The organism is Bradyrhizobium sp. BR2003 (genome assembly GCF_009720285.1).
Classification (GTDB): Bacteria; Pseudomonadota; Alphaproteobacteria; order Rhizobiales; family Xanthobacteraceae; genus Bradyrhizobium; species Bradyrhizobium elkanii.
On record NZ_SMYJ01000028.1, the window covers coordinates 1 to 26,553 of the forward strand.

The 26,553-nt window shown below is 65.2% G+C and carries 29 protein-coding genes and 1 tRNA gene; 15 read left to right on the forward strand and 15 right to left on the reverse strand.

Going from position 1 to position 26,553, the window contains the following annotated elements; translation table 11 throughout:
• The 3 genes from E2I15_RS22400 to chpT all read right to left on the reverse strand — a co-directional run.
• On the reverse strand, window positions 1-446 hold a 446-nt coding region (locus E2I15_RS22400; RefSeq protein WP_137484179.1), incomplete at its 3' end, for a chemotaxis protein CheW.
• Between the two features lie 11 nt (window positions 447-457).
• On the reverse strand, window positions 458-3,193 hold the full coding sequence (locus E2I15_RS22405) for a hybrid sensor histidine kinase/response regulator (protein WP_137484181.1): 2,736 nt from the start codon (window positions 3,191-3,193) through the stop codon (window positions 458-460).
• A gap of 202 nt (window positions 3,194-3,395) precedes the next feature.
• Window positions 3,396-4,043, reverse strand: coding sequence for a histidine phosphotransferase ChpT (chpT, locus tag E2I15_RS22410; protein WP_137477916.1), 648 nt, complete (start codon window positions 4,041-4,043; stop codon window positions 3,396-3,398).
• A gap of 155 nt (window positions 4,044-4,198) precedes the next feature.
• Between chpT and cysQ the strand changes: the two genes are divergently transcribed.
• Window positions 4,199-5,026, forward strand: coding sequence for a 3'(2'),5'-bisphosphate nucleotidase CysQ (cysQ, locus tag E2I15_RS22415; RefSeq protein WP_137477917.1), 828 nt, complete (start codon window positions 4,199-4,201; stop codon window positions 5,024-5,026).
• Here the strand turns inward: cysQ and E2I15_RS22420 are convergent, their stop codons facing one another.
• The gene (locus tag E2I15_RS22420; protein WP_137477918.1) at window positions 5,027-5,491 is read right to left on the reverse strand and encodes a YHS domain-containing (seleno)protein; all 465 of its coding nucleotides are present in this window, start codon (window positions 5,489-5,491) and stop codon (window positions 5,027-5,029) included.
• A gap of 153 nt (window positions 5,492-5,644) precedes the next feature.
• Here E2I15_RS22420 and E2I15_RS22425 point away from each other — a divergent pair, with 153 nt between their 5' ends.
• The 3 genes from E2I15_RS22425 (at window position 5,645) to E2I15_RS22435 (ending at window position 7,955) form a co-directional block, all read left to right on the forward strand.
• A complete protein-coding gene (locus E2I15_RS22425; protein ID WP_016843676.1) occupies window positions 5,645-6,250 on the forward strand; it encodes a DUF1134 domain-containing protein in 606 nt (201 codons plus the stop codon).
• Window positions 6,251-6,486: 236 nt separating this feature from the next.
• Window positions 6,487-7,767 carry a coiled-coil domain-containing protein gene (locus E2I15_RS22430; protein ID WP_137477919.1) on the forward strand — a complete coding sequence of 427 codons (1,281 nt, stop codon included), beginning with the start codon at window positions 6,487-6,489 and terminating at the stop codon, window positions 7,765-7,767.
• A 113-nt stretch (window positions 7,768-7,880) separates the two neighbouring features.
• Window positions 7,881-7,955 (forward strand) — tRNA-Val (locus E2I15_RS22435).
• Window positions 7,956-8,151: 196 nt separating this feature from the next.
• Here E2I15_RS22435 and E2I15_RS22440 read toward each other — a convergent pair.
• Entirely contained in the window at window positions 8,152-8,364 is a 213-nt protein-coding gene (locus E2I15_RS22440; protein WP_137477920.1) for a hypothetical protein, read from the reverse strand.
• Between the two features lie 86 nt (window positions 8,365-8,450).
• Between E2I15_RS22440 and E2I15_RS39575 the strand changes: the two genes are divergently transcribed.
• The gene (locus tag E2I15_RS39575) at window positions 8,451-8,573 is read left to right on the forward strand and encodes a hypothetical protein (protein WP_276486480.1); all 123 of its coding nucleotides are present in this window, start codon (window positions 8,451-8,453) and stop codon (window positions 8,571-8,573) included.
• Window positions 8,574-8,782: 209 nt separating this feature from the next.
• Here E2I15_RS39575 and E2I15_RS38845 read toward each other — a convergent pair whose 3' ends face one another.
• Both E2I15_RS38845 and E2I15_RS22445 read right to left on the reverse strand, forming a co-directional pair.
• Complete coding sequence (locus tag E2I15_RS38845; RefSeq protein ID WP_170991451.1) at window positions 8,783-8,944, reverse strand: hypothetical protein; 162 nt, start codon at window positions 8,942-8,944, stop codon at window positions 8,783-8,785.
• Window positions 8,945-9,867: 923 nt separating this feature from the next.
• Entirely contained in the window at window positions 9,868-10,224 is a 357-nt protein-coding gene (locus E2I15_RS22445; protein ID WP_137477921.1) for a hypothetical protein, read from the reverse strand.
• Window positions 10,225-10,404: 180 nt separating this feature from the next.
• Here E2I15_RS22445 and E2I15_RS22450 point away from each other — a divergent pair, with 180 nt between their 5' ends.
• Entirely contained in the window at window positions 10,405-10,776 is a 372-nt protein-coding gene (locus E2I15_RS22450) for a DUF4118 domain-containing protein (protein WP_137477922.1), read from the forward strand.
• 69 nt (window positions 10,777-10,845) lie between these two features.
• Here the strand turns inward: E2I15_RS22450 and E2I15_RS22455 are convergent, their stop codons facing one another.
• A complete protein-coding gene (locus E2I15_RS22455) occupies window positions 10,846-10,986 on the reverse strand; it encodes a hypothetical protein (protein ID WP_016843686.1) in 141 nt (46 codons plus the stop codon).
• A gap of 168 nt (window positions 10,987-11,154) precedes the next feature.
• Here E2I15_RS22455 and E2I15_RS22460 point away from each other — a divergent pair, with 168 nt between their 5' ends.
• Window positions 11,155-11,394 carry a hypothetical protein gene (locus E2I15_RS22460; RefSeq protein ID WP_246667978.1) on the forward strand — a complete coding sequence of 80 codons (240 nt, stop codon included), beginning with the start codon at window positions 11,155-11,157 and terminating at the stop codon, window positions 11,392-11,394.
• A gap of 35 nt (window positions 11,395-11,429) precedes the next feature.
• Here E2I15_RS22460 and E2I15_RS22465 read toward each other — a convergent pair whose 3' ends face one another.
• From E2I15_RS22465 to E2I15_RS22475, 3 genes are read right to left on the reverse strand one after another with little or no spacing between them, the layout of a single operon-like run.
• Window positions 11,430-11,750: a hypothetical protein gene (locus E2I15_RS22465; RefSeq protein WP_137477924.1), complete on the reverse strand. Its 321-nt coding sequence runs from the start codon at window positions 11,748-11,750 to the stop codon at window positions 11,430-11,432.
• A 53-nt stretch (window positions 11,751-11,803) separates the two neighbouring features.
• Window positions 11,804-12,340: a hypothetical protein gene (locus tag E2I15_RS22470; RefSeq protein ID WP_170991452.1), complete on the reverse strand. Its 537-nt coding sequence runs from the start codon at window positions 12,338-12,340 to the stop codon at window positions 11,804-11,806.
• 50 nt (window positions 12,341-12,390) lie between these two features.
• Window positions 12,391-13,938 (reverse strand): acetolactate synthase large subunit, encoded by a 1,548-nt coding sequence (locus E2I15_RS22475; protein ID WP_137477926.1) that lies wholly within the window; start codon window positions 13,936-13,938, stop codon window positions 12,391-12,393.
• A 388-nt stretch (window positions 13,939-14,326) separates the two neighbouring features.
• Here E2I15_RS22475 and E2I15_RS22480 point away from each other — a divergent pair, with 388 nt between their 5' ends.
• From E2I15_RS22480 to E2I15_RS22495, 4 genes are all read left to right on the forward strand, one after another.
• Window positions 14,327-14,902 carry a L,D-transpeptidase gene (locus tag E2I15_RS22480; RefSeq protein WP_069279450.1) on the forward strand — a complete coding sequence of 192 codons (576 nt, stop codon included), beginning with the start codon at window positions 14,327-14,329 and terminating at the stop codon, window positions 14,900-14,902.
• Window positions 14,903-14,992: 90 nt separating this feature from the next.
• Window positions 14,993-15,793: a DUF2927 domain-containing protein gene (locus tag E2I15_RS22485; RefSeq protein ID WP_137478222.1), complete on the forward strand. Its 801-nt coding sequence runs from the start codon at window positions 14,993-14,995 to the stop codon at window positions 15,791-15,793.
• A gap of 284 nt (window positions 15,794-16,077) precedes the next feature.
• Window positions 16,078-17,109 carry a MerR family transcriptional regulator gene (locus E2I15_RS22490; protein WP_137477927.1) on the forward strand — a complete coding sequence of 344 codons (1,032 nt, stop codon included), beginning with the start codon at window positions 16,078-16,080 and terminating at the stop codon, window positions 17,107-17,109.
• Between the two features lie 87 nt (window positions 17,110-17,196).
• Window positions 17,197-18,192 (forward strand): LysR family transcriptional regulator, encoded by a 996-nt coding sequence (locus E2I15_RS22495; RefSeq protein WP_137477928.1) that lies wholly within the window; start codon window positions 17,197-17,199, stop codon window positions 18,190-18,192.
• A gap of 15 nt (window positions 18,193-18,207) precedes the next feature.
• Here E2I15_RS22495 and E2I15_RS22500 read toward each other — a convergent pair whose 3' ends face one another.
• Both E2I15_RS22500 and E2I15_RS22505 read right to left on the reverse strand, forming a co-directional pair.
• A complete protein-coding gene (locus E2I15_RS22500) occupies window positions 18,208-18,648 on the reverse strand; it encodes a hypothetical protein (protein ID WP_137477929.1) in 441 nt (146 codons plus the stop codon).
• Window positions 18,649-18,762: 114 nt separating this feature from the next.
• Complete coding sequence (locus tag E2I15_RS22505) at window positions 18,763-19,041, reverse strand: hypothetical protein (RefSeq protein ID WP_246667979.1); 279 nt, start codon at window positions 19,039-19,041, stop codon at window positions 18,763-18,765.
• Between the two features lie 335 nt (window positions 19,042-19,376).
• Between E2I15_RS22505 and E2I15_RS22510 the strand changes: the two genes are divergently transcribed.
• A complete protein-coding gene (locus E2I15_RS22510) occupies window positions 19,377-20,525 on the forward strand; it encodes an ABC transporter substrate-binding protein (protein WP_137477930.1) in 1,149 nt (382 codons plus the stop codon).
• A 28-nt stretch (window positions 20,526-20,553) separates the two neighbouring features.
• Here the strand turns inward: E2I15_RS22510 and E2I15_RS22515 are convergent, their stop codons facing one another.
• Together E2I15_RS22515 and E2I15_RS22520 are read right to left on the reverse strand one after the other, a co-directional pair.
• Window positions 20,554-21,675 (reverse strand): M48 family metallopeptidase, encoded by a 1,122-nt coding sequence (locus E2I15_RS22515; protein ID WP_137477931.1) that lies wholly within the window; start codon window positions 21,673-21,675, stop codon window positions 20,554-20,556.
• A 4-nt stretch (window positions 21,676-21,679) separates the two neighbouring features.
• Window positions 21,680-22,828: a DUF898 family protein gene (locus E2I15_RS22520; protein WP_137478224.1), complete on the reverse strand. Its 1,149-nt coding sequence runs from the start codon at window positions 22,826-22,828 to the stop codon at window positions 21,680-21,682.
• 266 nt (window positions 22,829-23,094) lie between these two features.
• On the opposite strand from E2I15_RS22520, the gene E2I15_RS22525 reads away from it, so the two are divergent.
• The 3 genes from E2I15_RS22525 (at window position 23,095) to E2I15_RS22535 (ending at window position 26,464) form a co-directional block, all read left to right on the forward strand.
• Complete coding sequence (locus tag E2I15_RS22525) at window positions 23,095-23,469, forward strand: Rap1a family protein (RefSeq protein ID WP_137478225.1); 375 nt, start codon at window positions 23,095-23,097, stop codon at window positions 23,467-23,469.
• Window positions 23,470-23,710: 241 nt separating this feature from the next.
• Window positions 23,711-24,982 carry a cytochrome P450 gene (locus tag E2I15_RS22530; protein WP_137477932.1) on the forward strand — a complete coding sequence of 424 codons (1,272 nt, stop codon included), beginning with the start codon at window positions 23,711-23,713 and terminating at the stop codon, window positions 24,980-24,982.
• A 207-nt stretch (window positions 24,983-25,189) separates the two neighbouring features.
• Window positions 25,190-26,464 carry a cytochrome P450 gene (locus tag E2I15_RS22535; protein WP_137477933.1) on the forward strand — a complete coding sequence of 425 codons (1,275 nt, stop codon included), beginning with the start codon at window positions 25,190-25,192 and terminating at the stop codon, window positions 26,462-26,464.
• The last annotated feature ends 89 nt before the right edge of the window (window positions 26,465-26,553 follow it).

A 26,553-nucleotide genomic window follows, 5' to 3' on the forward strand; every position in this document is an offset into this window, starting at 1 on the left:
AGTTCGAGCACGCGATCGACATCGAGGACGACCATGAGCTGGCCGTCGAGGCGGTGGACGCCGCCGGCGAGCTTGGCCATGCGGGGATCGAGGTTGACCGGATTGTCCTCGCGGCTGTCGTCGGGCAGCCGCAGCACCTCGCCGATCTGGTCGATCAACAGGCCATAGGATTCGCCGCGCTGGTCGACGCCGACCGCCATCGGAGGCTTGCCGTCATCGGCCTTCGGCAGCCCGAGCCGGGCGCGCATGTCGACCACGGTGACGATGCGGCCGCGCAGATTGAGCACGCCGGCGATCTCGCTGGAGGCCAGCGGCACCCGCGTCAGCCGCTCCGGCATGAACACGTCCTGCACCCGCGAGATCGGCAGCCCGAACAGCTGGCCGCCGATCACGGCGGTGACGTATTCGGCCATGGCGCCTTCGCTGGTCTCGGTCTTGCTGGTCATCACTCTTTTCCTTATGCGGCCCGGCGCAGCTCGGCGGTCTGCTCTTTCAGCGCCGCGATCAGCCCGGGACGGTCAAACTTGGCGACATAGTCGTGGAAGCCGGCCTGCCGGCCGCGCTCGATCGCCGCCGGCGACACCATCGCCGACAGCGCGATGATCGGCAGCCCGATCAGATTGTGGTCGCTGCGGATGTTCTCGGCGAACTCGAAGCCGTTCATCTCGGGCATCTCGATGTCGGTCAGCACGACGTCGAAGCTTTGCCCCGAACGCAGCGCGGCGAGCCCTTCCTGCGCGCCGCCCGCGGTCCGGACCTTGTAGCCGGCGGCCTTCAGCACCGGCGCCAGCATGTTGCGGAAGAACGCCGAGTCATCGACCAGCAGCACCGACTGCGCCGAGGCCGACGGGCGCATCTCCTTGCGCGAGAACCAGTCGGCGAACGCCATCGGCAGGAAGTGGCCGACGTCGATCACCTCGGTGGCCTGGCCCTTGATCACCGCCGAGCCGAGGATGCCGTCCTGCGAACCCGCGACCTCGATGTTGAGCCGCTCCTCGACGATGTCGATGATCTCGTCGACCACGAGCCCCATCGAGCGGCCGTCGTCGGCGAACACCAGGATCGGCTGCGAGCCCTGGTTCTGCACCTCGACCCCGGCCATCTGCACCAGCGGCATCAGCTGCTCGCGGTACTGCACCATGTAGCGGCCGTTCGAGAGCTCGATCTTGTCGGTTGCGATCTCTTCCAGCCGGGTGACGAGGCCGAGCGGCACCGCCTTGGGCTGTGAGGAGCCGGCGCGGAACACCAGCAGCGAGGTCAGCTGCTCGCCGCTTGCGGCATGCGCCGCGGCATTGTCGTCGGCAAGGTCATGGGCCGAGGAGCCGGACGCGCCGAGCGCTTTTGCAATCCCGTTGGGGTCGATGATCATGATCACGGCGCCATCGCCCAGAATGGTGTTGCCGGAGAACATGTCGATGTGCCGCAGCTTGGTCGACATCGGCTTGACCACGATCTCCTCGGTGTGGAACACGCCGTCGACCACGATGCCGAAGGTCTGGCTGCCCACCTGCGTGACCACGATGAAGCCGTTCTCGGCATCCGTGGAGGTCGCGCCGTCGTCGATCTTGAGCAGCTTCTTGAGGTGGATCAGCGGCAACAGCTTGTTGCGCAGCCGCAAGACCGCGGTGTCCTTGATCCGCTCGATGCGGTGCTCGGAGTTGGCGCGGGCCCGCACCAGCTCGACCACAGACAATTGCGGAATCGCAAAGCGGTCGCCGCCGGCTTCCACGATCAGCGCGGAGACGATCGCCAGGGTCAGCGGGATCTTGATGGTGACGGAAGCGCCCTCGCCGGCCACGCTCTTGATGTCGATGGTGCCGCCGATCTGGTCGATATTGGTGCGCACCACGTCCATGCCGACGCCGCGGCCGGACACCGAGGTGACCTGCGCGGCGGTCGAGAAGCCCGGCGCGAAGATGAACTTGTGGATCTGGGCCTCGGTCATCTTCTCGAGCTCGGCCTCGGTGACGAGACCGTTCTGGAGCGCCTTGGCCTTGATCCGCTCGGTGTTGAGCCCGCGGCCATTGTCGGCGATGCAGATGATGATGTGGCCGCCCTCGTGATAGGCCGAGAGGCGAATGGTGCCCTGTTCCGGCTTGCCGGCCGCGACCCGCTCGGCGGTGGTCTCCAGCCCATGATCGGCGGAGTTGCGCACCATGTGCGTCAGCGGATCCTTGATCAGGTCGAGCACCTGGCGGTCGAGCTCGGTGTCGGCGCCGTGCATCTCGAGCTCGATCTGCTTGCCGAGTTCGCCGGAGAGGTCGCGGACGATGCGCGGCAGCTTCTGCCAGGCATTGCCGATCGGCTGCATGCGCGTCTTCATGACGCCTTCCTGCAGCTCGGCGGTGACGTTGGAGAGCCGCTGCAACGGCACCTTGAACTCGGTGTCCTCGTTGCGGCGGGAGATCTCCAGCAGCTGGTTGCGGGTCAGCACCAGCTCGGAGACCATGGTCATCAGGTGTTCGAGGGTGTCGACATTGACCCGGATCGACTGGTTGGCGATCTTGTCGCCTTCCTGGACGTCCTCACCCGCGGCCTTGCGGGCCGGCTTCTTCGCAGCCTCAGCGGGCTCAGCGGCGGCGGGCGCAGCGACGGGCTTCGCGGCCGGCGCCGGCGCGGCGACTTCGGTCTCGGTCTCGCGGAAGGCGCGCTCGAGCTCGTCGAGCGAGACCTCGCCCGGACGCAGCGCACGCTCCAGCGTCTGCACCACCAGCGTGCCTTCGGTCGCCGCCTGGGTCATCGCCGCTTGCACGGACGGAGCTTCAACGACCGGCACATCTTCTTCAGCAACGGTCGCACCAGCAGCCATCGCCGCCATGCCGTGCTCGACCATCGCCTCGAGCTGATCGATCAGGTCGCGGTCGTTGCCCTCGGGCTCGGCCTCGGTCGCCTCCAGCCCCGCAAGGATCTCCTTGATGCGGTCGATCGAGGACAGGATCAGCGTCACGGCTTCCGCCTTCACCGGCATGCCGTCGCGGAATTTGCCCATCAAGGTCTCGCCGGCATGCGCCAGCGCCTCGAGCCGCGGCAGCCCGAGGAAGCCGCAGGTGCCCTTGATGGTGTGCACCAGGCGGAAAATGTTATCCAGGATCTTCGCGTTGTTCGGATCCTGCTCGAACTGCACCAGCTGGTTGTCGACCGTATCCAGGCTCTCGCTGCTCTCCGTCAGGAACTCGCGCAACAGATCGTCCATGAAACCAACCTTCGAAAAACGCCGAAAACGCTGCGGCGCGCGACATCGACGCGCCTGACGGGAACCCGGTCAGCTTCTCCGCAAAGCGTTTAAGTTTGGTTGAGCAAATGGAAAGGAACGGGATCAACAAAGAGATAAGGCCGCGCGATCGAATCGCGCGGCCGGTCGTAACCTTTGATTAATGATGTCGGCGCGGCCGCGTTCAGGACGCGGCGACGATGACCTTTTCACCGTCGAGCGCGAGCGTCACCTTCAGCCCGCAGGCTTCAGCCAAGAGGCGGGTGTAGTGCGGCTGCACCGCATGTGCATCGACCGTGTTCGCCGAGCTTTCATTGAGGAGGTCGACGATGTTCTGCGGCACGCGCGCATTGAGGCCCGCGGACGTGATGCGGAAGCTCATGGCCTCGCCTTCGCCGACCGGATCGATCGTGAGCGTGCCGCCGCGCGGGATCGTCTGCTGCGCGATGACCAGCATGTTCAGCAGCAGCTTGGCCCGGTTCTTGGGCAGGAGCAGCCGCGGCAAATTCCAGGTCAGCGTCACCTTGCCGTCCTCGATATGCCCCTTCGCCATGTTCTGGGCATCGCCGAGGTCGATCTGCGCGCCGGAGGAACCGGCCGCGCCGAACGCCAGCCGGCAGAACTGCAACCGCGCCGAAGCGGTCTTGGCGCTCTTGCGAATCAGATCGAGCGCGAAGTCGCGGTCTTCCGGCTTGGGATTGTCGTCAAGGACCTCAAGACCATTGACGATCGCGCCGACCGGACTGATGAGATCGTGACAGACCCGCGAGCACAAGAGCGCCGCGAGTTCGAGCGCGTCGGGAGCGGGACCGGGAGACGAAGTGCCAGACATCAATTGTTTCCTGGAAAGCCGCACGCCGACCGAGGAGTGCGAATCACGCATGCCTGTCGGCTTGATACACCGCGCAGACGGATGCTGCCAGCTTGCGGCGGGGCTGATAAGGGAACACAAACAGGATATGCGACTCGCTGATATGAGACCCGCGCATGAATAAGGCACAGCGTTCCCTGATCGGCTGCGAGGGCGCCACGACGCTGCTCGAATCACTGACCGAACTGGTGATCCGGGCCGGCCAGGCAATTCTTGCGGTCAACCGTTCCGCCATGAGCGTCACCGGCAAGAGTGACGGCTCGCCGGTCACCGAGGCAGATCTCGCCGCCGACCACATCATCGTCGAAGGCCTGACGCGGCTCGCGCCGCAGGTGTCGCTGCTGTCGGAGGAGCGCGTCCATCTGGCGACGCCGCCTTACAAGGACAGTTTCTTCCTGATCGATCCGCTCGACGGCACCAAGGAGTTCGTCGCCGGACGCAATGAATTCACCGTCAATGTGGCGCTGGTCACGCAGGGCGTGCCGCTGCTCGGCATCGTCGGCGCGCCGGCGCTCGGCCTGATCTGGCGCGGCATCGTCGGCAAGGGCGCGGAGCGGTTGACGCTGCAGGGCGGCGCGGTTTCGCAGGCGGTGCCGATCAGGACCCGTCCCTGCCCGCCGCGCAGCGCGCCGTGGACGGTGGCGGTGAGCCGCTCGCATGGCGATGCGCGCACGGAAGCCTTCATCGACGCGCGCGGCGGCGCGGTCCGCGCCGTGCTGGGCTCGGCCGTCAAATTCGGCCGCGTCGCCGAGGGCGAAGTCGACATCTATCCCCGCCTGTCGCCGACATCGGAGTGGGATGTGGCGGCCGGTCACGCGATCGTCGTTGCGGCCGGCGGCAAGGTCACCGATTCGAACGGAAGCCCGTTGCATTTCGGGCTGGGCCGCGAAGACTTTCTGGTGCCGGAATTCATTGCCTGGGGCGACCCGGCCGCGGCGCCGTGATCACTGCGCGAGATTGTCTTCCAGCTCCGGCCAGCGCGCCGCGGCTTCCTTCAAAAAGCGCGCGGGATCGGCGGCGAACGCGTCACGGCTGCGTTCCCGGTTGAACAAATAAAGCCTGTTCCCGACGACGGCCCAGAATCGCGGATTGCCCGCGCAGGTGACGCCCCGCACCAGATCGGTCGGATCGTAGCCGCCGAATTGCGGGCCATAGATTTCAGGATGCGCCACGAACGAGGCGCGGTTGCCCTCGTTGCGGAAACGCCAGACCACGCCGCTCTCCGCGGCCTCGAATTCGGGCCGCCCCCGGGTGGCGGCGGCATCTGTGAAATAAGCGACGGGATCGAATCCCTCGATCGCCAATCCCGAGTAGCGGTTCGTCACCACGCGCTCGGTTGTGGTGGCCTCGACCGGCAAAGAGGGCCAGACGGCCGCCAAAATGCCCGCCAACAGGCCGAAAAACGCCATCCCCCGGCGCGATCCATATCTTTCCTGCCGTTGTGCCGTCATAGTTGATACCGATAACATCCGAGTCGAGGGGACACCGGGCGCAACCTAGAGCCGTGCCTGTTGGCATCAGGTTAAAGGGCAGCGCCCGGATTTCGATAGCAGGGGTTCTTAATGACTTTCGCATCACGCCTTGCCGCGGTCGCGTTTGCCGCGTTGATGTGCTGGAGCGCAGGGGCGTCCGCGCAGCAGGGCCCGCCACCGCAATATCCGCCGCCACAGCGTGAACCGACCCCGTATACTTACGGGCCCGACGAACTGGTCAATGCCGGACACAAGTTCTTCGGCAATGTCTCGCGCGGACTCGCCTCGGTCATCGAGCGCGCCGTCAGCCAGTGGGGCCTGCCCAATGGTTATGTGCTCGGCGAGGAAGGCTCCGGCGCCTTCGTGGCCGGGCTGCGCTATGGCGAAGGCACGCTCTACACCAAGAACGCCGGCGACCTCAGGGTCTACTGGCAGGGTCCCTCGGTCGGCTTCGACTGGGGCGGCGACGGCGCGAGGACCATGACGCTGGTCTACAACCTGCCATCGACCCAGGCGATCTATCAGCGCTTCGTCGGCATCGACGGCTCGGCCTATATCGTCGGCGGCTTCGGCATGACGGCGCTGACCGCCAACAACATCGTGCTGGTCCCGATTCGCTCGGGCATCGGCTTGCGGCTCGGCGCCAGCGTCGGCTATCTCAAATTCACCCCGCGCGCGACCTGGAACCCGTTCTAGAGCGTTTCCAACGAAGTGGACGCCGGTTTCGCATCACGAAAACGCGTCAAGACAGAAGCCAGGGCCTCGTTCCGATTCATCGGAACGAAGCCCGAGGTCGCGGCCTTATCGAGCGGCGAGGCCGGCGCTCCGGCACGGTTAGCAATTCAGGTTAACGCGGCAATCGGGCTGGCCTTTGGCCGGCCCGCCGTGGCATTGTGATTAACAAATTCCTTCTTTCCTTGGAGTGACCCTTCATGATCGAGCCGATCATGTACGCGGCGATCGGTTTCCTGATCTCGATGCTGTGCGGCCTGATGATCGTTCCGCTGGTGCATAACCGGGCGGTGCGGCTGACCACGCGTCGCATGGAGGCGGCCACCCCGCTGTCGATGGCCGAGATCCAGGCCGACAAGGACCAGCTCCGCGCCGAATTCGCCATGTCGGCCCGCCGGCTCGAGATGAGCGTCGACCAGCTCAAGAGCAAGACCACGAGCCAGCTCGCCGAGCTCGGCAAGAAGACCGATGCGATCAACCGCATGAAGATCGAGCTCGGCGAGAAGAATGCCGCGATCTTCGCGCTGGAAGCACGCGAGAAGGCGATGAAGGAGCAGCTTCGCGCCACCGAGGAAGAGTTCTCGGCCAAGACCGAGCTGTTGCGCAACGCCGAGCAGGCGCTGACCGACAAACAGGGCGAGCTTGGCAGGATCAACGCCGAGCTCAACGACCGCGCGATGACCGCCGACAGCCGCCAGATCGAACTGGTCGCGGTGCGGACCCAGGTCGAGGAGCTGAAGAATCGGGTCGGCGATGCCGCCAGGGAATTCGCGGCAACCGAAGCCCGCCTCGCCCAGGAGCGCAGCCAGTCGGAAACCGCGACGCGCGATCTCACCGACGCCCGCGGCCGGGTCGAGAATCTGAGCCAGCGCGTCACCGATCTCGATCACCAGCTCGTCGCCCAGGTCAAGGAGGCCGAGATGCTCGGCAACCGGGTCAACGACCTCGAGACGCGGCTTGCGACCCAGGGCAAGCTGCTGGCCGAGCGCGAATTCGAGAACGGCCAGTTGAAGCAGGCCAACGCCGCCGCCGAGCGCACGGTGCAGGAGCTGCGCGAGGAGATCGCAGCAGTGGGCGGCGGCAAATCCTCCGCGCTCGACAAGCTGCGCCAGGAGAAGACTCAAGTCGAGGAGCAGCTGCGCGCCGTCAGCGACGAGCGCGGCAAGCTGCAGCGCGACATCAACGCGATCCAGCAGCAGGCCGAGAGCTCCTGGGCGACCGAGCGAATGGAGAATGCGCTGCTGCGCGAGCGCATCAACGACATCGCCGCCGAGGTGGCCAAGCTCGCGATCCAGCTCGAGGGCCCCAATTCGGCGATCGAGGCCATGCTGGCGGCGGAGCCGACGGTGCCGGCCAAGGCGGCCAAGCCCGCCAACGGCGCCTCGCCGGGCAGCGGGATGCCCGAGGGCGGCGGCACGCTCGCCGAGCGCATCCGGGCGCTGCAGTCACATGCCTCGCGCGCTCGCCAGCAAGGGGCGTGATTCCCGCAGGGTTTGGCTTGACACCCCTACCCGGCACTTCGTAAATCGCACGCTCTGACGAAGCGCCGCTATCGACCGGCCGCCGACCAGCGGCCTTTGGCACGTCACATCCCGGACGCATAGCTCAGCGGGAGAGCGTTCCCTTCACACGGGAGAGGTCCAAGGTTCGATCCCTTGTGCGTCCACCATCCCCCTCCCACCGCCGGGTGCGGACGATTATCGACATTCCGGTGCCCTTCGGGACCGCCTCATCAAAAATGTCGAAAACAACCCCATGCAAAGGAGCCGATGCAAGCCGGGTTATGCCAGTTCCGGACCTACCAGGAACCCCGATCCGTTCAACTGCCGCGGAGCGAATCGCCGGCGAACTTACCTGCCTGGTCCCTACGACGGAAAGTCAGCAGGCTTGACCTGGATGCGGTCGGCATGCAGCGACCATTCGCAAAGCATTTCGTCTTTACAGAATTTCTGCTTGGCGATCTCCCTGGCCTCGCCCTCAGTCGGAGCGTCGATCTCCAAGATCCTCTGGCAGATCTCAGCCTGCCGACCGTTATCGCCGAGCACATCTTTCACGAAGCGGACTATGAAGTGCGACATGGTGCCCTCCTGAGACTTCTGGGCGCGCCCTTCTTCTAACCTCATCTGACGTGAGCATTTTTGATAGGGATCAAACGGACGCCAGTGTGGGACTTGCGACCCAGACGCGCATCGCGATCGCGCCCGTCTACCCGTACAAGAACGATCAGATACTCGGCAATGCCGTCGATGACATGGGCCGCCGCAACACCCACGTTGCGAGGTCCTAAGGTTCAGGTTGCATACGGAGAAATACCGCCAACTGAGAGGATGTGAGACTATATCCTCGTCCACCGCCGTCATCGCCCGGCGTGTGCGCAATTGCGCACATGGACCGGGAGATCCAGAACGCCGCAGCCTCTCGGCTCAAACCCAGAGGTCTCAGGAACACTGGGGTGATGAGACTGAGCAAGAAATCCCCCGTCATCCTGAGGCGGTCTTACTCCGCATCCGACGTTGGGTTTTGTTTGCGCCAATCGGCTAGCTTGGCCTCCTCCTCAGCCAGCAGTTTATGAAGCATTTCGATCTTCCGAGCGTCAGTCTCGGTGGCCAACAGCTCATTGTAGTGGGCAATGTTCGCCTTGAAAATGAAATCCGCCATGGCTCAATCCCCGCGTAGGAGCCACGCAATATATTGCCTCAACGTATGCCCCCATCAATACGACTTGCGGAGAACCGTAGGGAACGAATTTGGCGCGCCCAAAAGTATCTTCATGGGCGTAAGGCTCGGAAATGCTACGGCCACCGGCCGCCTATCCAATTCACTACGACTTTCCAACTAGGCCACTTTTGGATGGAGACAGGCCAGCACCTCGCAAAACGGTGCTGTCCTAGTTAGGACACTCGCGATTTGGAACTAAAATACTACGTGTTTGTACGGAATTGCTGCAGGAGCGAAGTGCGCTAGCATTTTTGGCTGCCGGGCCATTTTGTTAAGATCAGCATTTCAGGAAGTTACCGGCGGGGGGGCCGTTGCGTGACACGGCCCCTTTTTCATTTGGTACGCTCTTCGCCCGAGGATCATTTTCTTTGGGGGCTATCTGCTACCAGTTGTGTCGAACTACCTCTATTTTGAGGGTGGTTTAAGCCCGATCGAATTTACCCACTCATCCAGGTGCGCCGTGATGTTGGACATCCGCGCTTGCCTCTCAACGTCCTGCTCTGGGCTGAAGGCGTTCATAGGTCGCGGCGAAGGAACGCCTTCACAACCCAAGCAATTCAGACAGTTGGCGGCGACGCCCCGAAGGGCGATGTCAGATAACTCAGCGAGGCTGTCTGCTCGCTTTGCGGCGGCCAAGGCAAGAAGTTGTTGTGCCAAGCACGCCCTCACCGAGGGGCCTTGGCGGGAGGCCGGCAACGTTTCGACAACCTTGTCGAGAGCGCTCCTCAACTCGCCAACACTGAACGGCCCGGAACCTGAATTTGAGACGGACATTTGCGACCCTCGCGCGGGCCGACTCAAGCCAACTTGGTAAGCAACGACGTTGATCCACATCAATTCTGGCTGCTTCCCGGGGCGCCGGCTCATTGCCGACGGCGGTGCGGGGTGGATGACGGCCTGGCGGTGCGCCGGCCGAGTTCGCCGAGCAGCTCGCGAACCGCGCCGTCGAGTTCATCCGGCGGGGCCGTGTGATCGGCCTTCTGCGCGTGGGGCGTCCAACGCCGGCCGCGGGCGGAGTTGTCGTCATTGGCGGCGATCAGGGTTACGGCATCGGCGGCATCATCGTGGCTCGCCGACGGCTGGCGGCGCGAGGTGCGTACCCGCGGCGCATGCCTCCACGGGGCAGACCACCGCCGGCGGCGCGAGATCAGATCGCGGACGCCGTACCCCGATATGAATCCGATCCCGGCGACGACAACGACAATCAGAAATTCCAGCATTGTGGTGCCCCACAATCACCCTGCTGCGATGCAATAAGCGCGACAATGCGGCGGCGGCTTGACCGGGACGGTTCCTTTCACGGTGCCGAGCAGAACGCCGCTTCCCACGGAGTCCTACGGGGTTTTGTTTGGGGGCCTCCTCGGCTACCTTCCGGGAACTCGCGGGGGCCGGGAGTCTGGATGCGCAAGGGCAACAACTACATTTTGAAGCTGCGGCCTTGGTCCTTGTCGACATTCGTCGTCGCCCTGCTTGCGGTGGTGCTGGCCACCGCAACGCAGGAGATGTTCGCGAGCTTCGGCATGCAATTCTATTTCGCGGGCTTCGTGCCGGCGATCCTGATCGCCGGCCTGATGGGCGGCGCACCCGCCGGCGCCTTTGCCACGATCATCACGGTTCCGATCGTCTGGTGGGCGTTCATGCCGCCCTATTTCGAGTTTTCTTGGCCGACGGCCGACGACTATGACAGCCTGGCGATGTTCCTGCTGTCGAGCGCGCTACTCGTCTGCTTCTCGCAGCTCTATCGGGAAGCGCTGGCAATTCTGCGGAAGTAGCGGACGGCGCGGGCCGCGACCGGCCGCCGGGCGGTGGCGCGCCGGTTGCCTGTCGTGGATTGTTCGCTCTCAGATCCCGAACATCCAGATCGCGACGATGGTGGCCAGCGTCGCCACGCCGCTGATGGTCCAGCCCACCGCGTAGAAGCTGTCCTCGGGGGCGGTGTCGAGCACCGTATTGGTGGTTTCCGTCATTGACCGCCAGCGCATGGCGTCTCTCCTCGGAACTCCTGCCCAGCGGATAACGCGGCGCCCGGTTCCCGGTTCCGCCGGTCATGCCGTTCACGCACAGCTCACGGACTGCTGATCGGCGTCGCGGAACCCTGCGACATTCTGTCCCGTTGAGGCTCGCCGGAAACCAACTTGGGAGAATATCCGATGCGAACACTGATCCTCGCCGCCACCGCCCTTGCCTTCGTCTCGTCCACGGCGCTCGCGCAGGACAAGGCGGGCGGCAGCCCGGCCCCCGCCGCGCAAAGCGGCGACACCATGACCAAGGGCGAGGCGGCCAAGGCGCCGAAGAAGAAAGCGAAGAAGACCGCCAAGAAATCGAGCGCCAAGACCGGTGCCGCCACGACCGGCGCGGCCGGGACCGGCAGCGATGCCACCAAGCAATAAACAGAAACAATCGCGCCCGGTGATCCACTCGACGATCACGGACTTGTCGAGCACGGAAAAGGCCGCCCGAAGGCGGCCTTTTTTGCTGTCTCGGTGCGGATGGTGCCTCGGCCCGTCACGTCGCAATCAAGTGCGCCGACCACCTCGGGCAGTGCAAGTTGGATCAGTGGAAGCTGGATCAGTGCAAGCTGGACCAGCGAGAGTTGGCCCAGCGAATTCAGGTGCGGGAGGGGGAGCGAAAGAGTTGCGGAGCTGATAATCCGCACCGCCATCGGATCGTTCTGAAAATTGACCACCAGCTCCAGTAATTGCTCCACCTCCCGCACCTTGTGTTGTGCCGCGCGTGCAGGGGCCACGCATGATCCAAACGGGCTATCACTGCAACGCGGAGATAGATTCATCGATAGACTTAATGCGGAGCGCCGTGGTCGCGCCTGCTCGCGAGCCCACTCTCGCGTAGCCGCTCGGCAAACCAGAGCGAAGTCGCGCTATCGATGGCTCCGCCGACATAGACCTCGGTAAAGCTCACCCCGCCTTGTCCGACGATCACCAGCACGCCCATCGCATAGGCAAACCAGACATTCGGATCGGTCAGCGCCTGCAGCTTGCGCTGATCGTGCTCGATCGGCTGGTGATTGCTGTCCTTGCGCAGTTCGATGGCCAGGAGATTGTTCGGGATGTCGCGCTGATGCACCACGATATCGGGATAGATCGACTTGCCGAGATGGTCGTCGGTCGAGCTCCCCGAGCCGCGCGGCAGTCGCAACGTGCGCTCGCCGAGCCGGTCGTAGTTGCAATCGACCTGCCAGCCGGAAAATTGCCGCTCGACATACACCGCCAGCCGGTGAGTGAGCGTTCGCTCGCCGAGATCGCGCTCGAGCAGGAACATCTCCTGCGCATAGAATTCCTCCACCGCGGCGATCACCTTGTTCAGCTCGGTCTGCATCGACGCCTCCGACTGGACTGGGCCGCCGCCGCGGCCTTTCAACTACGCCCTTACATCTGCACTTCGATCAGCCGTGGTCCCGGCTCCGCGACGGCTTCCGCGAGCGCCTTGTTGAACTCGTCGGCCGTCGTCACCGCCCTGCCCGGCACCCCCATACCCCTGGCGAGTGCGACGAAGTCGAGCGTCGGCCGATCGATCTTCAGCATGTCCTGCGCCCGCTTGCCCGGCTCGCCGGCGCCGACGCCGTCGAACTCGCCGCGCAGGATCTGGTAGATGCGGTTGGCGAACACGATGGTCACCACGTTGAGCCCTTCGCGCGCCTGGGTCCACAGCGACTGGATCGTGTACATCGCGCTGCCGTCGCCGACCATGCAGATCACCTTGCGGTCCGGACAGGCGACCGCGGCGCCGGTCGCGACCGGCGTCGAGAAGCCGATCGAGCCGCCCATGTTCTGCAGCCAGTCATGCGGCGCGGCCGCCGCCGTCGGCGGGAAGAAGCCGCGGCCGGTGGTGACGGATTCATCGACCATGATGGCGTTCTCGGGGATCGCGCACGCGATCGCCTGCGCGATCGAGGCATGGTTGAGCGCGCCGGTCGGCTTGACCAGTTCCTGCAATTGCTGCGGCTTGACGTCCTGCGCGGTCGCATGCAGCGCACCGGCGAGCGCCTCGAGCGCCGCGACCGAATTCTCGCCCCAGGCGGTCATGCGATGCACCTCGCAGCCTTCCGCCTTCAGCATGCTCGGCTTGTTCGGATAGGCGAAGAACGCGACGGGATCGTTGGCCTCGACCAGCACGATGTGACGGAAATTTTTCAGGATCGGCAACGCCTGCTCGATCACATAGGGAATGCGGTTGATCGAGAAGCGGCCGCGGCCGCGCGCCATGCGCGGGTGATAGGTCTGGCCCATCACCGTGCAGCCGGTCTTGCCGGCGATGCGCTCCGCGAGCGCCAGGCCGTGCTCGGTCAGCGCGCTGCCGGTGACGAGCAGCAGCGTATGCGCGGCATCGCCATGCAGGATCTTCGCCGCGGTATCGACCGCCTGCGGCGAGTAGCTCGGGCGCTGCGTGTCCACGGGCACCTCGGCGATGCCGTCGGCTTCGTTCCAGGCGGTGTCGGCCGGCAGGATCAGGGTTGCGATCTGCGGCGGCGCGCTCCTCGCCGCGGCGATCGCGGCCGCGCCGTCGGCGGCAACCGACCTGGCATCCGGCGAGGTGCGCACCCAGGACGACATCGGCCGCGCCAGGCCCTCGATGTCCGATGTCAGCGGCGCGTTGTAGCCGATGTGGTAGGTGGCATGCTGGCCGACGATGTTGACGATGCCGGAATGCGCCTTCTTGGCGTTGTGCAGATTGGCAAGGCCGTTGGCGAGGCCGGGCCCGAGATGCAGCAGCGTCGAGGCCGGCGTTCCCTTCATGCGGAAATAACCGTCGGCCGCACCGGTCACCACGCCTTCGAACAGACCGAGCACGCAGCGCATGCCCGGGACCTTGTCCAGCGCCGCGACGAAATGCATCTCCGAGGTGCCGGGATTGGTAAAGCAGACATCCACGCCGCCTGCGACCAATGTCCGCACCAGACTTTCCGCACCATTCATGCTCTCGCTCCCGTTTCGAGATGTTCTTGAGGTCGCTTCAGCGCATGATCCGATTCGATTGGATCGGATCATGCTCGTATCCTTTTGTTTGGTCGCGTTTTCTTCACGCGAACCAGTGCCCACTTCGCTTTAAAACGCTCCGGCTTTTGTTTGGACGCGTTTTCTCGACGCGACCGGTACCCACTTCGGTTGAAGACGCTCCAGATCAACCATTCTTCATCCACTTCGTCAAAGGCTTGGCCGGACAATGCAGGTATCGCTTCCGATCTGTTGCCTTTTTAAACCGTGTTGTTCGAAAATGCCCACGGTCACGGCTTCGTCGCTTGCGAAACGCCGGCAATTATGGCCTCTCTGACTGCATATTTGATTGTTCGCGAGGACGACGACCATGCGCCCGATTGCCTTGATGTTTGCCGCGCTCACGATCCTGGCAGGTGCCGGCCAGGCCCACGCCCAGTTCTTCGACTCCCGCGGCTACCAGGCCGAGCCCCCGAGCTTCTTCGGCGGCGGCGGCGCAAGCCCGATCCCGCGCACCACCGTCAACTACCCGACCAACTACGCCCCCGGCACCATCGTGGTGAACACCGCCGAGCGCCGGCTCTATCTGGTGCTGGCGAACGGCCAGGCGCTGCGCTACGGCATCGGCGTCGGCCGCGACGGCTTCCGCTGGAGCGGCGTCCACCGCATCTCCGCAAAGAAGGAATGGCCGTCGTGGACGCCGCCGTCGCAGATGCTGCGCCGCCGCCCCGATCTGCCGCGCCACATGAACGGCGGTATCGAGAACCCGCTCGGCGCACGCGCGATGTATCTCGGCTCGACGCTCTACCGCATCCACGGCTCGAACGAGCCGGAGACGATCGGCCAGGCCGTCTCGTCGGGCTGCTTCCGCATGACCAATGACGACGTCACCGACCTCTATGGTCGCGTCTCGGTCGGCACCACCGTGGTGGTGAAGAACAACTGATCGCGTCGATTTCAACGGAACCAGGCGCCATTCGGCAAGATCGCTGATCCCGCCTTGCGCTGCCGCAAACCTTGCGGCAGCCTTGTCATGATGCCCCAGCACCGTCCCTCGATCCTCGTCCTTCTCGCCGTAGCGCTCGCCGCTTGCCTCGCCGATGCCGCGGTGCCCGCGACTGCCACCGAGGTACCGGCGATCGCCGCGCGCCAGCGCAACGAGAAGAAGGTCTTCACCGATGCCGAGATCGTCGAGGGCTTTCTGAAAACCGCGTTCGGCGCCGAATATCATCTCGCCGGGCGGGTCGACCGCATCCGCAAATACGACAGTCCGGCGCGCGTGTTCGCCGACGGCAGCCGCGCCGACCGCAAGACCCAGCTCGCCAAGATCGTCGCCGACATCCGCGCCAAGGTGCAGCATCTCGACATCGCGATGACCGAGAACAGCGAAGCGGCCAATGTCGTAGTCAAGCTGGTGCGCGACCGCGAGCTGTACCGCACCATCGCGACCTTCTACGGCCAGGAGCGCGCCAGGGAGATCCGCTCCTCGCTCGACCCGCAATGTCTGTCCGGCTTCCGCAAGAACGAGGACTACGAGATCGAGCATTCCGACGTGATCCTCACCGTCGACAACGGCGATTTCGTCTTTTTCGACTGCGCCTATGAGGAGCTGTTGCAGTCGCTCGGCCCGATCAACGACACCGCCACCGTGCCCTGGACCATGTTCAACGACAACGTCTCGATGGGTTATTTCGACGTCTACGACCAATATCTGCTCAACCTGCTCTACGACCCGCGCATCAAGCCCGGCATGACCGTGCAGGAGGTCAAGGCCCTGCTGCCCGCCGTCCTCGCCGACGTCCGCGCCTGGGTGGCGAAGGTGAACCATCTGGAGTGAGGGTGCGGCGGCGCAATGGGCGTAGACGCTCGCGGCACATACCGCCGTCGTCCGGCGCAGGCCCGGACCCATACTCCGCAGCAGATGTTGTTGACGGGACTCGTCGTTCCAGCGGTGCATAACAATCTGCATCTGTGGTTATGGGTCCCCTGCTTTCGCAGGGACGACATCGAGTGTGTTGCGCGAGTGAGGGAGCCGCCCGTGGACGCGTTGCACCTCCCCGCTTGACCTTGCCCCTGCGGCCGCCTCCATAGAGGCGCGGTCAGACGATGCGAGGTGATTCGATGAATGCTGCTGCCGCCCGTTTCCTCAGCCCGTCCGAAGCTGCAAGGCAGCTCGGCATCTCCGCGAAAGCGCTGCGCCTCTACGAGGAGCGCGGCCTGATTGCACCCGGCCGCACGCCGGCGGGATGGCGCGCCTATGGTCCGGCCGAGATGGCGCGCGGCGCCGAGATCGTCGAGTTGCGCGCGCTCGGCCTCAGCGTCGGTGAAGTGGCGCGGATCCTGAACGGCGACGCCGTCGTCCTCGGCCGCGTGCTGGCCGCGCACGAGGCCACGCTCGAAGCACGCATCCGCCAATGCGGCGACAGCATCGCCAAACTGCGCCGGCTGCGCGCCGACCTCGGCGGCGGCAAGATGCCCGCGGCGGGTGACATCATCGGTGCGGTCCGGGCCCGCCCGGCGATCGGCGTCGCGTTCGATCTGCCGTGGCCGTGGGGCGGCGAGCGCTTCGAGCTGCGCGACATCAAACGGCTGAACTACATCGTCGGCCCGCTCGGCAGCGGCAAGACACGCCTTGCACAACGGCTCGCCGAAGCCCTGCCCGGCGCCAGCTTCGTCGGGCTGGACCGCGCAGCCGATGGCGGCGCGGCCGTGCGTGCGCGCCTCGATGCCGATCCGGCGCACAAGTCCAGGGTCGCGGCCAGCCTTGCCACCCTGCTGGCCGACGGCGCCGCGGACTCGCCGGCGCTGACCGCCCTGCTCGCGGCACTCGAGGCCGGCGACGACGCGATCCTCGTGATCGACATGCTCGAGCAAGGGCTCGATGCGGCGAGCCAGGAAGCGATCATCGCGCATCTGCGCCGCCGCGGACCCGAGGCCCGGCCGCTGTTCTTCCTGACCCGCTCCAACGCGATCCTGGATCTCGACGCGGTGGGCGACGATGAAGCGATCATCCTGTGCCCCGCCAACCACAGCCGGCCGATCTGCGTGACGCCCGTCCCCGGCGCGGCGGGCTATGAAGCGGTCGCGACCTGCCTCGCTTCGCCCGAGGTCCGCGCGCGCACCGAAGGCACGATCGCGTGGCGGCCGTCCTGACTTCTCGCATTGGTTGTATTATAATTGCATGACAATGCACGACGCAGGTCGGATGCGCGCCGGAAAAGTGTGCTATAAGCACGCGCGATGATCGAGCTTCCCCGTACCCAGGCCTTGCGTTGCTTCATCACGGTTGCCCGTGAGGGCACGGTATCGCGCGCAGCGGCGATGCTCAAACTGACCCAGCCTGCGGTCAGCCTGCAGCTGAAGGCGCTCGAGGAAAGCACCGGCTTGCTGCTGTTCAACCGCACCCCTGCCGGCTTTACCCTGACCGAGGCCGGCGCCGCGCTGCTGCCGCTGGCGCACCGGGCGGTGGCGGCGGCCTCCGACTTCAAGGCGATGGCGGACTCGCTGAACGAGGCGCAGCGCGGCACGTTGCGCGTCGGCACCATCCTCGACCCCGAATTCACCCGGCTCGGACCGTTCGTGCGCAGCCTTGCGATGTCCTCGCAGCGCACCGAGGTCTTCCTGCGCCATGGCGTGAGCGACGACGTGCTGGCGCAGATCGGCCGGGGCGAACTCGACGTCGGCTACTACGTCGACGCCACGCCTCAGGACCAGCTCGCCCATCACAGCTTCACCGAACGGACCATCGCCGACGGCCGCTACCAGCTCGCTCCGCTGCTCTGCTACGACTACCGGGTGATCGCACCGATCGCCTGGCGCGACCGGGTGATGGGCAAGGGCTGGGCCGAGCTCGCCGAGCTGCCCTGGCTGGCGACACCGCCGCACTCCGGCCACCGGCGGCTGCTCGACGACATCTTCCGCCCGCTCGGCGCATTGCCGAAGCGGATCGGCTACACCGACCAGGAAGAGGCGATGATCGACTTCGTCGAATCCGGCCTCTGCCTCAGCCTCGCACGCGACAACGTGCTGGCGCCGCGGATGGCGCGGCCGCATCAGTTCGTGGTCGCCGACAAGGTGAAGCTGACCTGCGATCTCTCCTTCGCCAGCCTCGCCGCCCGCCGCCAGGAGCCGGTGATCGCCCACGCCTTCGCGAGCGTGCGCGCGGTGTGGAATATCAAGCCGGCGATCGCCGGCGCCGGACCGACGCGGACGCGGAAGGTCGCAAAGAACGTGTAGGCGGGCTGGTGCTCCCTACTTCAACGCAAGGGTGCTGCAGTACGCGGAGACTTCACCGCTTCTCCAACCGTTATTCAGTCCGGTTTCCGTGCAATGATTGTAGCTCTTGAAGGGCACGCCGCCGGGCCCGATGTTTCGGCATCCGGTGTAGGCGGACGCGCCGGCCGACCAGGAGCAGCCGACCCAGGGGCGGTCACCCGACCTGAAGCTCGTCATGCAACCGCCGATGCAGAACACCGAGGTTGCAGCTGAATGCGGAGACGGAGACGCGGTGCTGCGGGCCGTCGCGTGCTGCTGCGGCCAGTGCTGCGCGGCGACGTGCCTCGGCGCGTCGACCGAAATGCCAGGCAGCGGGCTGGGCTGCGACCACGCCGGGCCGCTTGATCCGCAGAGCAGCGACGCGATCGATAAGACGGTGACGGCGACATTCGTGACGAAGAGCGACAAGCCTTTCATAGCCAAGTCCTCCCAAGATGCCGGATGGCAATTCCATCCCGGGATGCAGGTTAGCACACATTCAACCGCTCGAAATTCTATTCGGCGGGCCGGCAGGTCGTCATGAGCCACAATCTAGGCCGCAAATACCAGCGGTCTCGTCATATCCGCCATCGTGGGCACCAGCGACGGCGCTTCACAATCCTGCCGCGCGAGCTCGTCCACGAGCTCTTGCAGCCGTGGCGGCAAATCGGTGTAATCGCCGCGCAGGGCATGGCGCAGCCGCTCGCCGATCTCTTCGCAGATGGCGCGCGCGTGCTCGGACGCAATCGGATGAGGCTCAATCATGGACGTGGACCGCTGGCGATGGCGGCGCGCCGTCCAACTGCACTTCCGCAACCACGGATCCCGCATGTGCACATGCGATCAAGACGAGGATCCGAACAATGCTGAACATGGTTCGTACTCCCTTTTCGTGTCTTTCCATAACAGCAGGTCGTTGCCGCCCGATTAGGGAAACTGGTTCTCACCGCCTTTAAGGGATTGGTAAACGGAGGGTTCAGGACGGGCAGAGCGCGATCACGATCCCCGGACGATGTCGGGCTCGCCATCCCCGTTCGCCGTTCCGGCACCGCTATGTCCCCAATCAGGGGGACAGACGGATCGGACGGAATCAATATGATGCGTGACCGGACGGCGGTCGGCTACCATCAGCCGCAGACAAAAAGAACCTGCTGGGAGGATTTGCAATGAAGCTGGCCATGGCCGGACTGTTGACATTTGCGAGCGCAATCCTGATTGCGCCGGACGCGCGTGCCGACATCAAGGTCGGCGTCGTGGTGTCGGCATCCGGACCGGGCTCGGCGCTCGGCCAGCCGCAGATGCGCACCATCGCCGCGCTGCCAAAGGAGATCGGCGGCGAGAAGGTCACCTATATCGCGCTCGACGACGAGTCCGATCCGACCAAGGGCACGCAGAACGCGCGGCGCCTCGTGATCCAGGACGGCGTCGACATCCTGATCGGCTCCTCGCTCACCCCGGTGACGATGCCGATGCTCGACGTCGCCGTGGAGAGCAAGACGCCGATCATCTCGCTCGCGGCGGCGACCGCGATCGTGCAGCCCATGGACGACCGCCGCCGCTGGGCGTTCAAGGTGGTGCCCAATGACGACCTGATGGCGGCGGCGATCCTGAAATACGTCGCCAAGTCCGGCATCAAGACGCTCGGCTATATCGGCGTCTCCGACGGCTATGGCGAAGGCTATTACAAGGAGGTGTCGCGGCTCGCCCCTCAGCTCGGCCTCACCGTGACGACGCATGAGGTCTACGCGCGCGCCGACACCAGCGCGATGGGCCAGGCGCTGAAGGTGATCGCGACCAATCCCGAAGCGGTGTTCATCGCTTCCGCCGGCACGCCCGCCGTGTTGCCGCAGGAGGCGCTGCGCAGCCGCGGCTATGCCGGCAAGATCTTCCAGACGCACGGCGTGGCGTCGGAGGAGTTCATCAAGCTCGGCGGCGCCAATGTCGAGGGCGCGATCTTCACCGGCGAAGCCTTCACCATCGCCGACGATCTGCCGGCGAACGATCCGTTCCGCCAGGTGCGCGACGAGTTCGTGTCGTCCTACGAGAAGGCCAACGGCGCGAGCCCGAACATCTTCGGCGCGCATCTGTGGGACGCCGTCACGCTGTTCAAGCGGGCGGCGGCGAATGCGCTCAAGACCGCAAAGCCCGGCACGGCGGAATTCCGCGCCGCGCTGCGCGACGAGCTCGAGCGCGGCAAGGACGTCTACCTCAACAACGGCCTCTCGACGATGAGCCCGACCGATCACAACGGCTATGACGAGCGCTCGGCGTTCCTGATCAAGGTCGAGGGCGGCAAGTTCCGGCTGGCGAAGTAGCGAGGGACCGTCGGCGGCTGCTGCGCCGTCACACCTTGCCGGCACCGCTGCAGATACCTTTCAGCGCCTGCCATTCGGCGGCTGACAGCAGCGGCTGGCCGCCGGCCGGGCGGGCGGCATCGGCCTTGTCCATGCGCGCGAGGCGGTCTTCGGTCAGAGGATGGCTGGAGACCAGCGAGAGCCCCTTGCCGCCCTCCTTGCCGGTGACGCGGAACATCAGTTCGCCCATCGGCTTGGCCGGACGGCCGAGCTTGTGCATGGTCTCGATCGCGAAGCTGTCGGCGTTGGTCTCGGCGTCGCGCGAATAGGACGACGTCACCAGCGAGCGCGAGGCGAAGATCAGCGCGCCGGAGCCGGTGACGTCGCCGAACAACAGCCCGATCAGGAACGAGGTGCCGCCATTGTGGATCAGTTCGCGCATGCTGTCGCGGTGGCGGAGATGGCCGAGCTCATGCGCCAGGACGCCGGCGATCTCGTCGGGGTTCTCGGCTTTCTCGATCAGCCCGTCGAACAGATAGACCTTGCCGCCGGGCAGCGCGAAGGCGTTCGGCACCGACGTCGCCAGCACGCCCGACTGCACCGAGGTGTCGAAGCCCGCGGACTGCCGCAATTTACCGACCAGCTTGGCGAACGCCGCCTGGCCGGCCGGGTTGCTGCAGGGCTTGCCGTCGAACAGCACCTTGACCTGCGCCTCCGCGACATCGCCGATGCGACGCTCGAACGAGTCGGGCACCAGCGGCGTCAGCCGCTCGGCGGCCAGCGGCACGCCGAACAGCACCACCAGCACGATCGACGCCGCGGCCGCGAGCGACCAGCCGACGATCGCGGCGACGCCCCTGCGGTTCGGCAGCCCTTCCTCGAGCGTGTCGCAGCGCGCGACGAGCGCGGCGATCAGCCCGGTATCGCGGATGTCGAGCCGCGCCAGGGGCGGCGCGGTCCGGCAGCTCAGCCGCAACAGGCCGGACGGGCTGTCGGCGCGGCGGATGTCGGCAAACGCCCAGCGCGCCAGCAGCGCGCCGTCTTCGCGGATCTCCAGCGCATCGGACAGTCTGAGCGCGACGATGCGCCGCCGGTTCGATGCACCGTCGAAGAAGACGGCGCCCGGCGCCGTCGGCGCCGCGGAATTGGTCTGGCCGGAATCGGATTCCATGAGGCTAGAATCCACCGACGTCGAGGCCGTCGGCAAAGCCTTCGCCGAGCGCGTTGGCGAGCTCGCCGCGCGCGGTGACGTTGGCCGCCGCCCCGATGTTGTGCACGATGGTCGAGGACAGCACCCGGACCCAGAGATCGCGCATCAGATAGACCCGCAACACCACGTTCAGCGCCAGCGCAAAGGCGAGATAGCCGATGCCGAGCAGCACGATCAGCGGAATGCTCTTGGCGAACGCCTCGGTCCTGAAGAATTCCGCGATCGAGGAGCCGTCCATGCTGGCGACCAGCAGGGTGCAGAGCGCGAGATAGGCCGCGAACACCAGGGCGAGCAGCACGACCCAGCCGATCACCTTCCAGTACAGGCCGATCAGCGCGCCGCGGCGGAGGGTGGATTCCAGCCTGACTTCGCCGAAGCGGATGCCCGACAGCCACCAGCGCCACTCGACCGCCTTGAACGCGGCATAGGCGAACGGGGCGAAGATCGTGCTGTAGAGCGCGAACGGCATCAGGACCCAGAGCCACCAGCCCCGCTTGAAGAACTCCCAGCCGCGGCCCTCGAACGAGCCTTGCAGGTCGCCGTAATAGGAGTGCCGCATCTTGTAGCGTTCGAGCGCCGCCTCGCGCCACGGCAGCGCGAGGCCGAGCGTGATCACGACCAGCACGCCCCAGAGCGAGGCCTTGAGCGCATAGACCCAGCCCGAGCCGCTCATCCAGAAGCGCACGCCGCGCCACACCGTGCGGGTCAGCCGGTAGCGCCGCGCGCGATAGATCGCGAACTGGCCGAACAGATAGAAGAAGGCGACCAGCGGCAGCGAGGCGAACGCCTTGAAATGCTCCGCCTCGATGCCGGTCAGGAAATAGCCGAGATAGATCGGCACGAGGATCGCGAGCGCGACCAGGAAGCCGATCAGGAGCTCCTTGCCGCGGCCGGTATACTCCGGCGCGTCGCCATCGATCTGGCTGTTCGACCACAGATGACGGCGGATGTCGGTGGTGAGCCAGAACCGGTAGAACCCGACCGTGACCAGTTCGAGCCCGGCGCCGCGTGCGACCAGGCGAAAGAACTCCTTCCGGTTCCCTGAGAACGCCACCGGCATCGGCGGCGGGGCCGGCTGCGGCGGCTGCGGCGGCCCCAGCGGGGTCCAGCTCATGTCGTTCACGGGATAGCTCCTGGACGGGACAATCTCTGGGTATCAAAAGCACAGATTTGTCGTCGCGAGTGTGATCCAGGTTTCACACAAGGTCGAGATCGCGGGGCGATTTTTGGCGGGGTGCGGTTGGCTTTGCCTTAACGGGATCGCCGGACACGGCCCAGTTCTCGATGCGGGGTACCGGCGTCGAACCCCGTGGTGGCAATGACATAGTTAACGATCAGGCGATGGAGGCGAGGACGCCGCCGCAAGCGAGGACAGGTGCGATGAACAGATGGATCTTGTCGGCATGCCTTCTGGCGCTGACGGCAGCTCCGGCTGCTGCCGTCGACGTGCGGCTGGATTCGTATCGCAATCCAAAGAGTGAGAACCTCCGCATCTTCAATCATATGTACCTCGACGGCGTCAGGGGCGGCTTGATGGCTTCCAATGCCTGGCTGAAACGGCATGGCGGCCAATTGTTGTTCTGCATGCCCGATGACCTCGCACTAAGCAGCGAGCAGACCGAAGAGATCATGCTGAAGTCCGCCGACAAGCGGTCTGCGAAAGGTGAAATGGTGATCGCTCTCCTGCTGCTCTGGGGCATGCAGGACACCTACCCTTGCGAAAAACCCGCCGGCGAGAAAACCGGCAGTCAATAAACCGCGCCCGCAACGTTCGCGCCGCCGCCCGACCAAATCAAACGCCGTTTCAAACGGGCGTTATCGCGCCCGCAACCCCTCCACCACCGGAAAAGCCCGGATTCGGCCGCTTTGGCCTGACATCAATGCGGCCATATGCGCGTCGAGAGCCCTTGCGCAAACCGCCGAATGGGAATGTAATTCGGTAAAACATGCCGCGCCGGCCATGCCCCGGCAGCTCAAACCGGTTGAGGAGCCGCTCATGCACGGGACCATCGATCTCGTCGACAACACGAATCTGGACGCCGCACGCGAGCGCGCCAACTCGCTTCCGCTTTCGGACTATGATCCCGGCAATCCCGAGCTGTTCAAGACCGATACCTTCTGGCCGTATTTCGACCGGCTGCGCCGCGAGGATCCGGTGCACTACTGCAAGGACTCGATGTTCGGTCCGTACTGGTCGATCACCCGCTACAACGACATCATGGACATCGAAACCAACCACTCGGTGTTCTCCTCGGCCGCCTCGCTCGGCGGCATCACCATCCGCGACGTGCCGCCGGATCTGCGCCGCGAAAGCTTCATCGCGATGGACCAGCCGCGCCATTCCGCGCAGCGCAAGACCGTGGCGCCGATGTTCACGCCGACGCACCTTGACGAGCTCGCCACCAACATCCGCAAGCGCTCGACCGAGTGCCTCGACAATCTGCCGCGCGGCGAGGTGTTCGACTGGGTCGACAAGGTCTCGATCGAGCTGACGACCCAGATGCTCGCGGTGCTGTTCGACTTCCCCTGGGAAGACCGCCGCAAGCTGACGCGCTGGTCCGACGTCGCGACCACCCTGCCCGGCGCCGGCGGCCTCGTCGCCACCGAGGACGAGCGGCAGGCCGAACTGATGGAATGCGCGGGCTATTTCGCACGGCTGTGGAAGGAGCGCTCGAGCCAGCCGCCGAAGAGCGATCTGCTCTCGATGATGGCGCACAGCGACGCCACGCGGAACATGGATCCGAAGAACTTCCTCGGCAATCTGATCCTGCTGATCGTCGGCGGCAACGACACCACGCGCAACACGCTGTCCGGCAGCATCTATGCGCTGAGCAAGCATCCTGAGCAGTACCGCAAGCTGCGGGAGAACCCGGCACTGATCGACAGCTTCGTGCCCGAGGTGATCCGCTGGCAGACGCCGCTCGCCCATATGCGGCGCACCGCGCTCGCCGACTACGAATTCCGCGGCCGCCAGATCAAGAAGGGCGACAAGGTGGTGATGTGGTACGTCTCGGGCAACCGCGACGAGGAAGCGATCGAGAGGCCCTACGAGTTCCTGATCGACCGCGCCCGGCCGCGCACCCATATCTCGTTCGGCTTCGGCATCCACCGCTGCGTCGGCCTGCGGCTCGCCGAGCTGCAGCTCAAGATCATCTGGGAGGAGATCCTCAAGCGCTTCGACACCATCGAGGTGGTGGACGAGCCGCAGCGGGTGTATTCCAGCTTCATCAAGGGCTACGAGACGCTGCCAGTGCGCATCGCCGCCTGACGGTCGACGATCGCAGCGAGGTGATTTGAACTGCGACCACGAAGAAGCTGCGCCCCTCTCCCGCTTGCGGGGGAGGGCCGGGGTGGGGATGCCGCCGCAGAAGTAGTCTTCCGGTGGAGAGAGCCCCCATCCGCATCGCATCTTCGATGCGATGCGACCTCCCCCGCAAGCGGGAGAGGTAAAGACGAGTAAGCTGGAGCAATGAAGATGAACGTCCAGACCGCCATCCGTGCCGACCGGGCCGAGCTGCAGCGCCAGGCCCGCGAGGAAGCCTATGCGACACCGCTTAGGGATTTTCATCCCGGCGCGCCAAAGCTGTTCCAGAACGACACGCTGTGGCCGTGGTTCGAGCGGCTGCGCAAGGAGGAACCGGTGCACTACTGCACCAATGCGCCGATCGAGCCGTATTGGTCGGTCGTGAAGTACAACGACATCATGCATGTCGACACCAGCCACGGCATCTTCTCCTCGGACTCCACGCTTGGCGGCATCTCGATCCGCGACGTGCCGCCCGGTTACGACTATCCGAGCTTCATCGCGATGGACCAGCCGAGGCATGCCCATCAGCGCAAGACCGTGTCGCCGATGTTCACGCCGACGCATCTCGACGAGCTGGCCAGGCTGATCCGGCAGCGTTCGGCCAGCGTGCTCGACAACCTGCCGCGCAACGAGACCTTCAACTTCGTCGAGCGCGTCTCGATCGAATTGACCACCCAGATGCTGGCGACGCTGTTCGACTTCCCCTGGGAGGAGCGGCGCAAGCTGACGCGCTGGTCCGACGTCTCCACCGCGCTGCCGAAGAGCGGCGTCGTCGACTCGCCGGAACAGCGGCGGCAGGAGATGGACGAGTGCTACGCCTATTTTTCAAAACTCTGGAACGAGCGCGTCAACGCGCCGCCGAAGAACGACCTGCTGTCGATGATGGCGCATAGCGACGCCACGCGGCACATGGACCCCGACAATCTGATGGGCAACATCATCCTGCTGATCGTCGGCGGCAACGACACCACGCGCAACACCATGAGCGGCTCGGTGCTGGCGCTGCACGAGCATCCCGATCAGTTCCAAAAACTGAAGGACAACCCTGCGCTGATCGACACCATGGTGCCGGAGGTGATCCGCTGGCAGACGCCGCTGGCGCATATGCGGCGCACCGCCCTTCAGGACACCGAGATCGGCGGCAAGACGATCAGGAAGGGCGACCGCGTCGTGATGTGGTACGTTTCCGGCAACCGCGACGATGAGGTGATCGACCGTCCGAACGAGTTCATCATCGACCGCCCGCGGCCGCGTATCCACCTGTCGTTCGGCTTTGGCATCCACCGCTGCGTCGGCATGCGGCTCGCCGAGCTGCAGCTTCGGATCGTCTGGGAAGAGATGCTGAAGCGCTTCGACCGCATCGAGGTGGTCGGCGAACCGAAGCGGGTCTATTCCAGCTTCGTCCGCGGCATCGAGAACCTGCCGGTGCGGATCCCGGGCTGAAGCCTAGATTGTCCTTGGCCACAGGCGCGATCGGCCCTATGTCTTTGCCGGGCGTAGGGGGTCGATACACCGCGTCTTGCAGTTTGGGC